This window comes from Microbacterium sp. GCS4 (genome assembly GCF_001262495.1).
In the GTDB taxonomy this organism is placed as follows: Bacteria; Actinomycetota; Actinomycetes; order Actinomycetales; family Microbacteriaceae; genus Microbacterium.
In genome coordinates, this window is sequence record NZ_LGYE01000001.1 from 74,239 (window position 1) to 87,947 (window position 13,709).

The 13,709-nt window shown below is 69.1% G+C and carries 14 protein-coding genes; 6 read left to right on the forward strand and 8 right to left on the reverse strand.

Going from position 1 to position 13,709, the window contains the following annotated elements; genetic code table 11:
- Positions 1-5: 5 nt before the first annotated feature.
- Positions 6-641, reverse strand: a complete 636-nt coding sequence (gene serB, locus AKH00_RS00390; RefSeq protein ID WP_050720761.1) for a phosphoserine phosphatase SerB — start codon at positions 639-641, stop codon at positions 6-8.
- Positions 642-705: 64 nt separating this feature from the next.
- Entirely contained in the window at positions 706-1,947 is a 1,242-nt protein-coding gene (locus AKH00_RS00395; RefSeq protein ID WP_050720762.1) for a glucose-1-phosphate adenylyltransferase, read from the reverse strand.
- 69 nt (positions 1,948-2,016) lie between these two features.
- Between AKH00_RS00395 and glgA the strand changes: the two genes are divergently transcribed.
- The 3 genes from glgA (at position 2,017) to AKH00_RS00410 (ending at position 4,373) form a co-directional block, all read left to right on the forward strand.
- The gene (glgA, locus tag AKH00_RS00400) at positions 2,017-3,201 is read left to right on the forward strand and encodes a glycogen synthase (RefSeq protein ID WP_050720763.1); all 1,185 of its coding nucleotides are present in this window, start codon (positions 2,017-2,019) and stop codon (positions 3,199-3,201) included.
- An 18-nt stretch (positions 3,202-3,219) separates the two neighbouring features.
- The gene (locus AKH00_RS00405; protein ID WP_050720764.1) at positions 3,220-4,005 is read left to right on the forward strand and encodes an ABC transporter ATP-binding protein; all 786 of its coding nucleotides are present in this window, start codon (positions 3,220-3,222) and stop codon (positions 4,003-4,005) included.
- A gap of 110 nt (positions 4,006-4,115) precedes the next feature.
- Positions 4,116-4,373: a type B 50S ribosomal protein L31 gene (locus AKH00_RS00410; RefSeq protein ID WP_028501712.1), complete on the forward strand. Its 258-nt coding sequence runs from the start codon at positions 4,116-4,118 to the stop codon at positions 4,371-4,373.
- 161 nt (positions 4,374-4,534) lie between these two features.
- On the opposite strand, the gene AKH00_RS00415 is transcribed toward AKH00_RS00410, so the two are convergent.
- Genes AKH00_RS00415 through AKH00_RS00425 form a run of 3 tightly spaced genes read right to left on the reverse strand, consistent with a single transcriptional unit; the run spans position 4,535 to position 8,129 of the window.
- On the reverse strand, positions 4,535-4,816 hold the full coding sequence (locus AKH00_RS00415) for a hypothetical protein (protein ID WP_050720765.1): 282 nt from the start codon (positions 4,814-4,816) through the stop codon (positions 4,535-4,537).
- A 54-nt stretch (positions 4,817-4,870) separates the two neighbouring features.
- On the reverse strand, positions 4,871-6,124 hold the full coding sequence (locus AKH00_RS00420; RefSeq protein ID WP_050720766.1) for an alpha/beta fold hydrolase: 1,254 nt from the start codon (positions 6,122-6,124) through the stop codon (positions 4,871-4,873).
- 1 nt (position 6,125) lies between these two features.
- Positions 6,126-8,129, reverse strand: coding sequence for a DUF262 domain-containing protein (locus tag AKH00_RS00425; RefSeq protein ID WP_050720767.1), 2,004 nt, complete (start codon positions 8,127-8,129; stop codon positions 6,126-6,128).
- Between the two features lie 177 nt (positions 8,130-8,306).
- On the opposite strand from AKH00_RS00425, the gene AKH00_RS00430 reads away from it, so the two are divergent.
- Together AKH00_RS00430 and AKH00_RS00435 are read left to right on the forward strand one after the other, a co-directional pair.
- Entirely contained in the window at positions 8,307-9,080 is a 774-nt protein-coding gene (locus AKH00_RS00430; RefSeq protein ID WP_050721962.1) for a hypothetical protein, read from the forward strand.
- A 174-nt stretch (positions 9,081-9,254) separates the two neighbouring features.
- Positions 9,255-9,758 carry a DUF3145 domain-containing protein gene (locus tag AKH00_RS00435; RefSeq protein WP_050720768.1) on the forward strand — a complete coding sequence of 168 codons (504 nt, stop codon included), beginning with the start codon at positions 9,255-9,257 and terminating at the stop codon, positions 9,756-9,758.
- A 139-nt stretch (positions 9,759-9,897) separates the two neighbouring features.
- Here the strand turns inward: AKH00_RS00435 and yczR are convergent, their stop codons facing one another.
- On the reverse strand, positions 9,898-11,301 hold the full coding sequence (yczR, locus tag AKH00_RS00440) for a MocR-like transcription factor YczR (protein WP_050720769.1): 1,404 nt from the start codon (positions 11,299-11,301) through the stop codon (positions 9,898-9,900).
- Positions 11,302-11,396: 95 nt separating this feature from the next.
- Between yczR and yczE the strand changes: the two genes are divergently transcribed.
- Entirely contained in the window at positions 11,397-12,062 is a 666-nt protein-coding gene (gene yczE, locus AKH00_RS00445) for a membrane protein YczE (protein ID WP_050720770.1), read from the forward strand.
- Between the two features lie 68 nt (positions 12,063-12,130).
- On the opposite strand, the gene AKH00_RS00450 is transcribed toward yczE, so the two are convergent.
- Positions 12,131-13,369, reverse strand: coding sequence for a beta-ketoacyl-[acyl-carrier-protein] synthase family protein (locus tag AKH00_RS00450; protein WP_050720771.1), 1,239 nt, complete (start codon positions 13,367-13,369; stop codon positions 12,131-12,133).
- Between the two features lie 90 nt (positions 13,370-13,459).
- Positions 13,460-13,708: an acyl carrier protein gene (locus tag AKH00_RS00455; RefSeq protein ID WP_050720772.1), complete on the reverse strand. Its 249-nt coding sequence runs from the start codon at positions 13,706-13,708 to the stop codon at positions 13,460-13,462.
- Between the last annotated feature and the right edge of the window lies 1 nt (position 13,709).

The following is a 13,709-nucleotide window of genomic DNA, read 5'->3' on the forward strand; positions in this document are numbered from 1 at the left end:
ATCCGCTACGGCAGCAGCGGGATGACCTCGGACAGGTCCTGCGGCCCGATCACGAGGCTCGCGGCGGCGCGCACAGCGGGCTTGGCGTTGAACGCGAGGCCGAGCCCTGCGACGCCCATCATGAGGAGGTCGTTCGCGCCATCGCCGATCGCGATCGTCGCGCGCCGGGGGACGCCGAGCTCGCCCGCCCACTCCTGCAGCGACGCCGCCTTGGCCGCGGCATCCACGATGTCGCCGTCGACTCGTCCCGAGAGCGCGCCGTCCCGCACATCCAGGCGGTTGGCGCGCCAGCGGTCGACGCCGAGTCCCGGCGCGATGTGATCGAGGATCTCGTGGAAGCCGCCGGAGACGACGCCCACGACTCCGCCACGGGCATGGATCGCGGCGGTCAGCGCGTGCACGCCCGGTGTCGGCTCGACGCGGGCGCGCACGCGCTCCAACCCGGCGAGGGGGACACCGGCGAGAGCGGAGACCCGGGAGCGCAGGCTCGTCGCGAAATCGACCTCACCCCGCATCGCCGCCTCGGTCGCGGCCTGCACCTCGGCGCGGCGCCCGGCCTCGTCGGCGATCAACTCGATCACCTCGTTGCGGATCAGGGTGGAGTCTGCATCGAGGACGACGAGGAAGCGCGCGGAGGTCACCCGTCGAGCCTAGCGACCGGGACCGTCGCGCTCGGACGTCATGACACGCGCCGACCCGGCCCGGTCACGGCTCGATGAACACGCCCTTGCCGACGACCGTGATGCCGGACTCGGTCACGGTGAAGCCGCGCGCGAGGTCGCGTTCGCGATCCACGCCCACGGTCGCCCCGTCGGCGAGCACGACGTTCTTGTCGAGGATCGCGCGATGGACACGAGAGCCCGCCCCGACCTGCACATGGTCGAACAGCACGGAATCCGTGATCGTGGACCCGCCCCCCGCGAGAGTCCAGGGGCCCACGACGCTGCGCTCCAGATGGGTGCCGGAGAGCACGGAGCCCAGCGAGACGATCGAGTCGATCGCGTTGCCGATGCGGCCCACCGAATCGCGCACGAACTTCGCGGGCGGCGAGTTGACCGCCTGCGAGTGGATCGGCCACTCCATGTTGTAGAGGTTGAAGATAGGCAGGGTCGCGATGAGGTCGCGGTGCGCGTCGTAGAACGAGTCGATCGTCCCCACGTCCCGCCAGTACGAGCGGTCGCGCGGCGAGGAGCCGGGCACCTCGTTCTGCTTCATGTCGTAGTACCCGGCTTCGCCGCGGTCGACGAAGTAGGGCACGATGTCGCCGCCCATGTCGTGACCCGAAGTCGGTGACTCCCCATCGGCTTCGACGGCCGCGATCAGCGCATCGGCGTCGAAGATGTAGTTGCCCATCGAGGCGAGCACCTCGTGCGGGGAGTCCGAGAGGCCCTCGGCATCCGTCGGCTTCTCGAGGAACTGCCGGATGCGGCCGGACTCCGTGTCGGCGTCGATCACGCCGAACTGCGAGGCGAGCGCGAGAGGCTGACGGATGCCGGCGACCGTGGCCTTCGCCCCGGATTCGATGTGAGCCTCCAGCATCTGGCGGAAGTCCATCCGGTACACGTGGTCGGCGCCGATCACGACGACGATGTCGGGCTTTTCGTCATTCAGCAGGTTCATGCTCTGCAGGATCGCGTCGGCCGATCCGGAGAACCACCGCTTGCCGAGGCGCTGCTGGGCGGGGACGGACGCGACGTAGGAGTCGAGCAGCGCGGACATCCGCCAGGTCTGCGAGATGTGCCGGTCGAGGCTGTGGGACTTGTACTGGGTGAGCACCACGATCTGGCGTAGGCCGGAGTTTATGAGGTTCGAGATCGCGAAGTCGATCAACCGGTACTGCCCGCCGAACGGTACGGCGGGTTTGGCCCGGTCAGCGGTCAGAGGCATGAGCCGCTTGCCCTCGCCGCCGGCGAGGATGATACCGAAGACCTTCTTTGGTGCTGACATGACCCCACCTTAGATGCCGCGGCCCTCGCGGAACTAGCATCTGGACAAGCGAGTCACTAGCGTCTAAGAATGCGCGTCGAGATGATCACGAAGGAATACCCGCCGGAGATCTACGGAGGGGCCGGCGTGCACGTCGCCGAGCTCGTGTCGGCGCTCCGCGAGACGGTCGATGTGACAGTCCGGGCGTTCGGCGCGGAGCGCGACGAATCGGGCACCTTCGCGTATCGCACGCCCGCGGGTCTCGCGTCCGCGAACCCTGCCCTGCAGACGCTCGGCACCGATCTCGAGATCGTCGCGGCGATCTCCGATGCCGACCTCGTGCACAGCCACACCTGGTACGCGAACTTCGCCGGGCACCTCGCCTCGCAGCTGCACGGCATCCCGCACGTGCTCACCGCCCACAGCCTCGAGCCCCTGCGTCCGTGGAAGGCCGAGCAGCTCGGCGGAGGCTACGCGGTCTCGGGCGGCATCGAGAAGCTCGCCTATGAGAACGCCGCAGCCGTCATCGCGGTCAGTGCCGGCATGCGGGCGGACATCCTGCGCAGCTACCCGGCCGTCGACCCGACCAGGGTGCGGGTGATCCACAACGGGATCGATGTCGACAAGTGGCGACCCGTGCACGACGAGGCATTCCTGCGGTCCATCGGCATGGATCCGGCGCGGCCGTCGGTGGTGTTCGTCGGACGGATCACCAGGCAGAAGGGGCTGCCGTACCTGCTGCGGGCCGCGCGGCTGCTCCCGCCCGAGGTGCAGCTGATCCTCTGCGCGGGCGCGCCCGACACCCCCGAGATCATGGCGGAGGTGCAGGAGGGCGTCCGCCTTCTGCAGCAGACCCGCGACGGTGTGGTGTGGATCGAGCGGATGCTGCCGCGCGACGAGCTGTCCGCGATCCTCACCGCTGCGACGACGTTCGTGTGCCCCTCCGTGTACGAGCCGCTCGGGATCGTGAACCTCGAGGCGATGGCGTGCGGCGCGGCCGTCGTCGGCACGGCGACCGGCGGCATCCCCGAGGTCGTCGTCGACGGCGTCACGGGCAGACTGGTGCCGATCGAGCAGGTGCAGGACGGAACGGGCACACCCGTCGACCCCGACCGCTTCGTCTCGGACCTCGCGGCGGTGCTCACGGAGGTCGCCACGGATCCTGCCCGGGCGCGGGAGTACGGCGATGCCGGACGGGAACGCGCGCGCGACGACTTCAGCTGGGCGGCGATCGCCGACACCACGCGCGCGCTGTACGCGGAGCTGACCGCCTGAGCCGATAGGCTGGAGGGCATGTCGAGCGCTCTGGAATTCACCGACGTCGTCGTGCGCCGCGAGGGGCGCAACATCATCGATCACGTGACCTGGCGGGTCGACGACGATCAGCGCTGGGTCATCCTCGGGCCGAACGGCGCGGGAAAGACGACGCTGCTGCAGCTCGCCGACACGCTGATGCACCCGACCGCCGGCACCGTCACGGTACTGGGGGAGACGCTGGGCCGCACCGACGTCTTCGAGGTGCGCCCGCGCATCGGCTTCGCATCGTCGGCCATGGCCAAGCGCATCCCGCGCGACGAGACGGTGCTGAACACCGTGCTCACGGCCGCGTACTCGGTGCTCGGCCGCTGGAACGAGAGCTACGAGGACATCGACGAGCGGCGCGCGCTGCGGGTGCTCGGCGACTGGCGGCTCGAGCATCTCGCCGACCGCACGTTCGGCACGCTGAGCGACGGTGAGCAGAAGCGCGTCCAGATCGCCCGAGCCGTCATGACGGACCCCGAGCTCCTGCTGCTCGACGAGCCGACCGCCTCGCTCGACCTGGGCTCGCGCGAGGAGCTCCTGGCGCTGCTCAGCGGCTACGCCTCGGCGCCGACCACGCCGGCGATGCTCATGGTCACGCATCACGTCGAGGAGATCCCGGTCGGGTTCACCCACGTCCTGCTGATCCGCGACGGCGGCATCGTCGCAGCGGGTCCGATCGCCGAGACTCTCACCGCCGAGGCGCTGGGGGAGACCTTCGGAATGCCGATCTCGCTCACGAGCGAGGGCGGCCGCTACGCCGCTCGAGCCGCGTCCTGAGCTCTCGCGCGGACTGCGAGAATCGATCTGATAGAATCGATCCTTGGTGCATTCGCACCGCAGACTTCCCTCGTCCCTGGCACAATCCAGGGCAGTAGCTAAGGAATCCCATGAAGACTGACATCCACCCCGAGTACAAGGCCGTCGTGTTCCGCGACCTGGGTTCGGGAGAGACCTTCCTCACCCGTTCGACCGTCACCGGCGACAAGACCATCGAGCTGGACGGTGTCGAGTACCCGGTGATCGACGTCGAGATCTCCTCGGCCTCGCACCCGTTCTACACGGGCAAGCAGCGCATCATGGACTCGGCCGGTCGTGTCGAGAAGTTCAACCAGCGCTTCAAGGGCTTCGGCGGCTCCTCCAAGTAAGGACTCCGCACAGCGAAGGCCCCGGTTCCTCGGAACCGGGGCCTTCGTCGTATCTCCCGCCCCCTTCCCCGCCCGTCCCCAGCCCGTCTATTTCTGCCGAACGGCGCGAATAGACGAACGGTTTGCGCCATATGACGCAAATAGACGGGCTTGGGGGCGGCTCAGAGATCGAGGGTGATGCGGTCGCCGCGGATGCCGTTCGGCGGATCCCCCGCGACGGGAGCGGGTGCCGTGCGCTTCGTCTGCCGGTCGCGCTCCATGCCGGCACCGTGCGCCGACGGCATCCAGACGGCCTCGAAGGAGCCGCCCAGCCCGCCGCCCGGGCCCTCGTACTTGCGCTCGAGCGGCAGCCGCGAGTACACCGCGACGATCACGACGACGACCGCGATCACCACCACGAGCACGATCGCGATCGTCAGGAGCATTCCCACGGTCTCGGCCATGACACCCAGGCTACGGGGAGGCCGCAGCGATCGCGTCCCCCCACGGGATGACGTTCAGCGGATGCGGCGACCGTGCGCGAGATCGATGAGGCGCGTGAGCACGCCTCCGGAGCGGAGTCCGTTGTGCTCGTGCTCGCTCGTCACCCACAGGTCGACGCCGGGCAGCAGGCTCGCGGTCTCGAGCGAGAATTCCACGGGCACGTAGACGTCGTTCACGTACACCGCGGCAGCGCCCGTGGCCCCGGAGGCCGCGATCGCGGTGGCGTCGTACACGCGCGGCCATTCGAACTCTGCGAGTTCCAGGGCCACGTCGCGCCACGGCTGGAACGCCGGGACCGTCTCGGTCCATTCCCGGCGGATGTGCTCGCCCGTGAAGAGCGTCACATCGTCGCGGAAGTCGTCGGGCTCCACGCGCTCGGCCGACCAGCGAGTCGCCTGACCGTCGGCGTAGCTCGACTCGTGGAACGCGAAGTACATCGGGTTGCGCCCGTCGAACGGCATCGCGTGCTGCAGGTCGTACCGGAACGCGTTCGACGACGGGTCGCGCTCCAGCAGCGACCACACGGTCTGCCAGCCGTCGTCCGTGCCGAGCGCGGACCCCACCGACCTCAGCCGCGAGGGGGAGACCACCTCTCCGTCGGGCAGGATGATCTCGCCTGAGCCCGCGAGATCGACGAGCCGGCGCATCCGGTCGCGGTGCGCGGGGAAGCGGCGGTAGTAGCGCGCCGAGGCCGAGCGCATCTTGTCATAGCAGAGGGCGTAGACCTCGTCGGGGTGGCGACCGACCGTGCTGAGGCCTCCGGTGATGTAGACGTCCGCGAGCGAGTCGGCGTGCGTGGACAGGTAGGCGAGGGTCGTGAACCCGCCGAACGACTGCCCGAGGACGCTCCAGGTGATGGCGCCCAGGTGCTCGCGGAACGCCTCGCAGTCGCGCACGATCGAGTCGGCGCGCAGGTGTGTGAGGTACTCGGCGACGGCTGCGGACCCCTGCGCGAGAGCGTCATCGCCCACAGGACTCGACAGCCCCGTGCCGCGCTGGTCGAGCAGCACGAGCCGGTAGTGCGCGAGGGCCTCGTCGAGCCACGTCGGCGCCGTGGAGGCGTGGAACGGTCGCGGCGCCTCGTGGCCCGGCCCGCCCTGCAGGAACACGAGGTAGGGGAGATGGTCGCCCCCGTCGCGCGTCACCACGCGGGCGAAGACGTCGATCGTGCGAGGGTCGGCGGGATCGTCCCACACGAGAGGCAGCGTCAGGGTGTGCTCCTCGATCGCGAGATCGAGGAGGCGGTGGATGCTGGTGGTGCCTGTCATGTCACATCACATTCCCGATATAGGAGTACTTCACGAAGACCTCGGAGGCGATGCCCGCCTCGTCAAGGACGCCCTGCACCGCGTTCATCATGTAGTTCGAGTCCCAGCCCATGTACAGATGGTGCGTGTCATCGAGCCGGTCCCACTGGCCCTTCCACGCGGTCGCGTCGTAGATCGGCCCGCCGTGCGCTGTGCAGTAGGTGACGGCGGCGTCGCGCGTGTCGGTCCAGGCGCGCCGAAACACCCGGTTGAACATATGCTTGACGTCGTAGACCTCCCAGCGCTCGCCCCGGTACTCGACGTACTCGAACTCGCGCTCCCAGCCGGCGGGCCAGCCGCGGCGGCGCACCGCGTCGAGCACGGGAGTCAGGCCGTCGTCGTCGATCTCGGGCAGCGCCGGCCGTGCCCAGATGCGGAGGAGATCGGCAGTCAGGCGGATGGTCCGCGCCGAGATCGCCGCGGTGCCCCAGGTCGGGGTCTCTGCGAGCGCAGCGGTCTCTGCGACGGAGCTGCGGGCGTAGGCGGACGACCGTTTGACGTCGTAGGACTCGCCGAACCAGCGCTCCGCGAGATCCTGCTCGAGCAGCGTCAGGTTGCCCAGCGTCGGAGCGAGGGCGCGATGGGCGTTGCGCTCGTCGTCGGAGTAGTCGATCCAGGGCCGCTGCCCGTCGCCCGACCAGCTGTCGCTCGGCACCGTCGGGACGATGTGCTCCACGTCGTAGTGGGTCGTGTCCTCGACCCCCTCGATGCGCCCGAGGACGTAGGCGGGGTGGGGGAGCTCGCTGTACTTCAGCACGGCGCTCACCCGCTCGTCGGAGGGCGTGATGCGTGCGAAGGCCCGCGCGAGGGCGTCGCGGCCGTTCGCGCGCGCACGGCACAGGCGGGCGACGAGACGTTCGTTCGGAAGGCTGACGAGAGTGCGGCGAAGGTACATCGCCTGGATCCACTCGAGAGTCTGCAGCAGCTCCGCGCGCTCGATCAGGCCCCGTGCATGATCGCTGTACACGCTGAGCACGAGCGGGTAGGCGGCGCGACCGAACGTGTTCACACCCCGGAGCTGCGCGGCGATCTCGGGATCGGTCTCGAGTGAGGGATCGAGCAGGATGCCGTAGATCTCGGCGTAATGGCGCCAGACCTCGGCATCCGCCTGAAGGTGCTTGACGTCCACACGGGGAAAGGAGTGCCGGAAGGCGCTGTACACGCCGTGCTCGCCGTTCGCGGCGACCTCGCGACCTGTCGTCATGACGAGGTAGTGCCGCCAGAACGCGCCGATCGTCTCACCCGTGTGGCGTTCGATCGGCAGCCAGAAGCGCGCCTCGACGTCGAGCTGCTCGGAGTGCGTCAGCCCCATGAGGATGTAGTTGTGGATGAGCTCGTGATCGCGCAGCGGCTCACCCGTGGAGTTCAGGCTCTCGAAGATCTGCTGCGCGTTGGCCTCGGCGCCGAGCGTGATCGAGACGTGCTCGAGCCTGCGCAGGCCGCGCCAGATCGACGCCGCCTCGTCGGCGTGCACCTGGCTGCGGAAGAACGCGTAGTTGTCGTCGAAGCGCGATTCCCGGTCGCCGTGATCGTCGCGCTCGAGCACAACCGACTCGTACAGCTCGGCCCAGGCGTCGTGCGGGCGCAGCTTGGTGCGGGCGGAATCGTCCGGACGCACGAGCACGCGCGAGAGCTCGGCGGCGAGGTCGGGGTCGCTGTCGCGCACTGCGTGCTGGAGGGCGGCGACGAGCAGCATGAGCGTCGTGATCCGCTGCTGGCCGTCGATCAGGACGAGGTCCGTGTCGGCATCCGAGTCGTCCGCGGCGGACAGGATCGAGCCGATGAAATGGCGGTGGGAGTAATCCTCGCGTGCGACCGCCCGCACATCGGCGAGGAGCTGTTCGCAGCCCCCGATGTCCCACCGGTACTGCCTCTGATACACCGGAACGACGATGGTCGTGGAGTCTGCTGCGAGCCAATCGATCGTGTTGACGGCTGTCGCCTCGACGTTGGTCGCAGTGCTCATACTGGTGTCTCGTCCTCCCGTACCGCAGCGCGCCGGGGAGTCGCCCTGGCGCTCGATTCAGTCTATTCGCTTATTCACGGCGGCCCCCCGCGGCGCTCCCAGCGCCCGCTGTTAGGCTTGCCTTATCAGGGCCTGTTAAAACGTGCTGGCCCCCGATGAAAGGACATGACCTCGATCATGGGATACATCACCTCGAAGGCGCTCGAAGACAAGGGATTCGTCGTACTCGACAGCTACAACCAGGAGCTCGACCCCAAGGAGTGGCTCGACATCGAGTACAACGACTGGAAGTCCTCGGGCGACACGCGCTTCGCTCCGCTTGCGAGCGCGAAGGGCGAGATCGAGTGCAACGGCTTCTGGAACCACAAGCCGCCGCGCACCGACAAGGACGGCGTCTGGATCGACTCGCAGACCGCCAAGGCGCCGAACCTCACGCGTCGCGCGCAGGAGCCCGGTGCGAACGTCGGCCGTTGCCGCGTGATCGAGCTGCAGCCGACTCCCTACGGCGAGTGCCTCTACAACCTCCACCAGGACGACAACAACCGTCTGAACCCTGACGGCACCGGCTGGGTGGTGCGCGGCTTCTTCAACCTCACCGACGACAAGGACAGCTTCTTCGTCCTGCGTGAGAACCGCACCGACCCGAGCATCGAGTACCGCATCGCTCTGCCGGCCGGCGCTCAGCTCATCGTCGACACGCAGCGTCTGTGGCACGCGGCCACGCACGTCGGCACCGAGCCGCGCTACTGCCTCATCACCTCGTGGACCTCGGGTCCCGAGCTCGACGCCTACATCGAGAAGTACAACGGCACCCAGGACGTGCCGAACGTCGAGGTCCCGCAGGATGTGCTCGAGGCCGGTTACGCCGAGCAGGCGCGTCGCGACGCCGCCCGTGCCGCGTACTACGCAGCCAAGGGCCAGCAGGTCAAGCAGGCCATGAGCGAGGCCTGAGCGCCCCCTCACACGGAGAGCCCCGGTCGTCTGCGGCCGGGGCTCTTCGCGTCCCCGAATCACACGCTTGTGATTTCCTCGTCCCTGGGCGAGAATGGGCGCATAACCGCATATCTCGCCGGATCCCGTGGTTCAGGTCGTTGGGGAAGACGCACCTGATGAAACGGAGAGATCATGGCGACGGCTTACGCACGCGGAGTGGTGTTCATCCACTCTGCACCTCGCGCGCTCTGCCCGCACCTGGAATGGGCGGTCGGACGCGCTATCGGTCGCGCCGTCAGCTTCGACTGGAGCGACCAGCCCGTGCTCGATGGCGCCCGCCGTGCCGAGTTCTACTGGGATGGTCCCGTCGGAACCGGCGCCGCGCTCGCGACGGCCATCCGGGGCTGGGAGCACCTCCGCTTCGAGGTCACAGAGGATCCCACGCCGCGCAGCGACGGCGGTCGCTGGCTGCACACCCCGGATCTCGGCATCCACTACGCGCAGACGGACGCTGCGGGCAACATCGTGATCGGCGAGGACCGCATCCGCTACGCGATGGAGATTGCGGCCGGCAGTGCCGTCGAGCTGCAGCGCGAACTCGACATCGCCCTCGGCTCGGCATGGGATGAGGAGCTGGAGCCGTTCCGGCACGCGAGCGACGACGCGCGAGTCGTGTGGCTGCACAAGGTCGGCTGAGCACTTCCGGAGACGTGGAGCGGGGAGGCGCGAGTATCGGATGCCGGTGATCCGTCCCGGACGCTGAGAAAGCGAATCCCCCTCCAGATGACGAGGACCCCGCCCCTGCGAAGGGGTGGGGTCCTCGTCTGCGCGACGATCAGATGACCGCGGCGTGAGGGATCTCCTCGGTGCGGGGCGTGTCACCGGCATGGACGTCGTCCCACGCCAGCCGCAGGCGTTCCATGGCCTGTGCTGTTCGTTCCGGCGGCAGCGTGATGGGGATCCGCACCCGCCGCTCCAGCACCCCTCCCGTCGCGAACCGCGGGCCGGGCGGCAGCACGAGGCCGCGGTCGCGCGCCGCGAGCGAGACGGCGGTCGAGATCGGAGCCCCGAGGTCGAGCCATGTGGACAGCCCGCCGGGCGTCGGCGGCATCTCGACACCGTCGATGCCGCCGAGCCCCGCCGCCACGGCATCCCGCCCCAGACGCAGCCGGGAGGCGACATGAGTCGTGAGCGCAGGCATGTCCTGCAGGAGTTCGATAGCGATGCACTGCTCCAGCAGCGCCGTGCCGAGCTCGAACGTCGGGCGAGCGGCGAGCAGCCGGGCCACGAGCGCGCGATCGGCTCGGATCCACCCGATGCGCAGGCCTCCCCAGGCGATCTTCGACATCGAGCCGACCGTGATGACCTCCGGGCTGAACGCCGCGAACGGACGGGGAGACCATCCGCGGTCGATGTCGAGCTCCGAGGTCGTCTCGTCCACGATCACGTGGGTGCCGACGTTGCGGGCGGTGGTGGCGATCCGGGCGCGGGACGAGTCGGGGAGCGTCGCGCCGGTGGGGTTGTGGAAGTCGGGGATCAGGTACGCGACATGCGGTCGATCGCGCAGCAGGGTGTCGGTCACGTGTCGCTCGTCCCAGCCCTCGATGTCGACCGGGGTGGGGAGCATGCGGTATCCGTGGTGGTGCAGTGCTTCACGCGCGTGCGGGAATGTGGGCTGCTCCACCAGGGCGCGTTCTCCGCGACGCCCCAGAGTCGCGAGCACGAGGTTCAGGGCGTTGAGCGCGCCCGAGGTGATGACGATCTGATCCGCGTCGGTGGGGGCGCCGCGCTCGCGGAAGCGGCGGGCCACCGCTTCGCGCAGCTCGGGGAGACCGCGCAGGGAGTACCCGCTCGTGCCGCGGAGTGCGGCAAGACGCGGCAGCGACCTCACGGTCGCGTCGTACAGTCCGGGCGTCGAGTCCATGGAGGCGATCGAGAGGTCGATCATCGACTCGTCGTCCGCCTCGATCGAGGCGGACGACGCATGGGGGAGCGCGACCCTGGTGCTGCCGCCGTGCACGCGCGACACGTAGCCGTCCTGGTCGAGGAGGTCGTACACCCGGGTCGTGGTCGAGCGCGAGCGGTGCAGCTCGAGTGCGAGCGCTCGCTCGCTCGGGAGACGCTCGCCGACGGTCAGCCGTCCGTCGAGGATCAGTGCGCGGATGCGGTCGGCGAGTTCGACGGCCGTGGCGCCGGCGACGTTCTGCGGTCCGAGGTGCTCGACGAGTCGGGAGGTCATGCATCCAGCATGCCGGAAAGTGGACTGGAATCGTCAGGCCACTTTCTTCTCACTGGCCTCGACGGGAACAGGGGCCTCCGCGCCACGATGGAGGGATGCAGCTCCGCTCCCCGTTCCTCCCGGTCACCGCGACCAGTGGACGCGATCTCGCCGAGCGTCTCGCGCAGCTCGTGATCGGCCTCTTCCTGTACGGCGTCGCCCTCGGCTTCATGGTGCGCGGGGGGATCGGTGTCGCCCCGTGGGACGTCCTGGCCCTGGGAGTGTCCGAGCAGTTCGGTCTGGGCTACGGTCTCGTGACCGTGCTGGTGTCGATCGTCGTGCTGCTGCTGTGGATTCCCCTGCGCCAACGCGTGGGGATCGGCACCGTGCTCAACGCCCTCCTGATCGGACCCAGCGCCGACCTCACTCTCACGGTCGTCCCCGCCCCGCCGTCGGTGTGGATCGGTGCGCCGATGTTCGTCGCCGGTCTCGTCCTGCTCGCCTTCGCGACCGGCCTGTACATCGCGGCGGACTTCGGACCCGGACCGCGCGACGGCCTGATGACCGGTCTCGTGGCCCGAACCGGATGGCGCGTCTGGATCGTCCGCACGTTGATCGAGGGCAGCGTCCTCGTGATCGGGTTCGTGCTCGGCGGACCGGTCGGCGTGGGCACGGTGCTCTTCGCGTTCGGCGTCGGCCCGCTGGTCGGAGTGTTCCTGCCCTGGGCCACCCGGATGCGCGCGGCGCGGTCGCAGCAGCTCGCCCGGACGTCGCGGGTGTAGTCCCGCGCCCGGAGACGAAAGGGGCCGCCCCGGGGATCATCCCCGGGGCGGCCCCTTCTTCGTGCGGGTCAGAGCTCGTTCGCGAACACGGCGACGGCGTTGTGGCCACCGAAGCCGAAGGAGTTGCTGATCGCGATCTGCGGGCCGTCGCCGAGCGGTTGGGCCTCGCCCGAGAGCTTGAAGGGCACTGCAGGGTCGGGCTCCGTCATGTTGATGGTCGGCGGCGCGACGCGGTCGCGGAGCGCCAGCAGCGAGAAGATCGCCTCGAGCGCGCCGGTGCCGCCGAGCAGGTGGCCCGTCGACGCCTTGGTCGCCGAGACGGGGATCTCGTCGATGCGGTCGCCGAAGACCTTGCGCAGCGCGACGTACTCGTTCGGGTCGCCCACCGGCGTCGACGTGGCGTGCGCGTTGATGTGCGTGACCTGGTCGGCCGTGATGCCCGCGCCTTCGAGCGCCTGGGTCACGGCGCGCGCCGCTCCGTTGCCCTCGGGGTCGTTGCCGGTGATGTGGTAGGCGTCCGCCGTGACGGAGCCGCCCAGCACGTAGCCGTAGATCTTCGCGCCGCGCGCCTTCGCGTGCTCCTCGGTCTCGAGGATCAGCGCAGCCGCACCCTCTCCCATCACGAAGCCGTCGCGGTCGATCGCGCCCGGACGGGATGCCGACGCGGGGTCGTCGTTGCGGCGCGAGAGCGCCTGAGCCGAGGCGAAGGATGCCATCGTGATCGGGTGGATCGCCGACTCGGTGCCGCCCGCGATCACGACGTCCGCGACGCCCTCCTGCAGGTGGTCGTAGGCGTGGATGATCGACTCGGTGCTGGAGGCGCAGGCGCTCACCACGGTCTGGGCGTAGGCGCGGGCCTCGAACTGCAGCGAGAGGTTGCCCGCCGCGGCGTTCGGCATGAGCATCGGAACGGTGAGGGGCATCACACGGCGCGGGCCCTTCTCGCGCAGCGTGTCCCACGCGTCGAGGAGAGTCCAGAGGCCGCCGATGCCGGTCGCGAAGTCGACGCCGAGGCGCTCAGGGGCGACCTCGGGCGAGCCGGCATCCGCCCAGGCCTCCCGTGCCGCGATCAGGGCGAACTGCGAGGACGGATCGAGGCGCTTCGCCTCGTGGCGCGGAAGGACCTCTTCGGGACGGACGATCGCCTCGGCCGCGAAGGTCACGGGGAGCTGATACTGCTCCACCCAATCGTGCTCGAGGGTGCGAGCGCCGGAGACTCCGGCGAGGAGGTTGGTCCAGTTCTCGGGGGCGGTCCCGCCGATGGCGGACGTGGCGCCGATGCCGGTGACGACGATGCGCTTGGTCATGTGTGGTTCCTTGTCAGGCGGGTCGAGCGGAGGGCGGGCAAGGCAGAGGATGCCACGCCCCGCGGATGCGGGGGTGGCATCCTGGCTGGATTACTCCTGGCCTGCGACGATGAAGTCGACGGCGTCGCCGACCGTCTTGAGGTTCTTGACCTCGTCGTCCGGGATGGTGACGCCGAACTTCTCCTCGGCGTTGACGACGATCGTCATCATCGAGATCGAGTCGATGTCGAGGTCATCGGTGAACGACTTCTCGAGGGCGACCTCGGAGGCGTTGATGCCGGTCTCGTCGGTGATCAGCTCTGCGAGGCCGGAGAGGACCTCATCCTTGGTGAAAGCCATT

Excerpts from the sequence above, each read along its gene's own strand:
- AKH00_RS00410 (WP_028501712.1), top strand. The coding sequence starts at position 4,116 with ATGAAGACTGACATCCACCCCGAGTACAAGGCCGTCGTGTTCCGCGAC.
- AKH00_RS00450 (WP_050720771.1), bottom strand. The coding sequence starts at position 13,369 with ATGACCAAGCGCATCGTCGTCACCGGCATCGGCGCCACGTCCGCCATC.
- AKH00_RS00415 (WP_050720765.1), bottom strand. The coding sequence starts at position 4,816 with ATGGCCGAGACCGTGGGAATGCTCCTGACGATCGCGATCGTGCTCGTG.
- yczR (WP_050720769.1), bottom strand. The coding sequence starts at position 11,301 with ATGACCTCCCGACTCGTCGAGCACCTCGGACCGCAGAACGTCGCCGGC.
- AKH00_RS00395 (WP_050720762.1), bottom strand. The coding sequence starts at position 1,947 with ATGTCAGCACCAAAGAAGGTCTTCGGTATCATCCTCGCCGGCGGCGAG.
- AKH00_RS00430 (WP_050721962.1), top strand. The coding sequence starts at position 8,307 with ATGGGATACATCACCTCGAAGGCGCTCGAAGACAAGGGATTCGTCGTA.
- glgA (WP_050720763.1), top strand. The coding sequence starts at position 2,017 with ATGCGCGTCGAGATGATCACGAAGGAATACCCGCCGGAGATCTACGGA.
- AKH00_RS00405 (WP_050720764.1), top strand. The coding sequence starts at position 3,220 with ATGTCGAGCGCTCTGGAATTCACCGACGTCGTCGTGCGCCGCGAGGGG.
- AKH00_RS00425 (WP_050720767.1), bottom strand. The coding sequence starts at position 8,129 with ATGAGCACTGCGACCAACGTCGAGGCGACAGCCGTCAACACGATCGAT.
- AKH00_RS00455 (WP_050720772.1), bottom strand. The coding sequence starts at position 13,708 with ATGGCTTTCACCAAGGATGAGGTCCTCTCCGGCCTCGCAGAGCTGATC.
- AKH00_RS00420 (WP_050720766.1), bottom strand. The coding sequence starts at position 6,124 with ATGACAGGCACCACCAGCATCCACCGCCTCCTCGATCTCGCGATCGAG.
- yczE (WP_050720770.1), top strand. The coding sequence starts at position 11,397 with ATGCAGCTCCGCTCCCCGTTCCTCCCGGTCACCGCGACCAGTGGACGC.
- AKH00_RS00435 (WP_050720768.1), top strand. The coding sequence starts at position 9,255 with ATGGCGACGGCTTACGCACGCGGAGTGGTGTTCATCCACTCTGCACCT.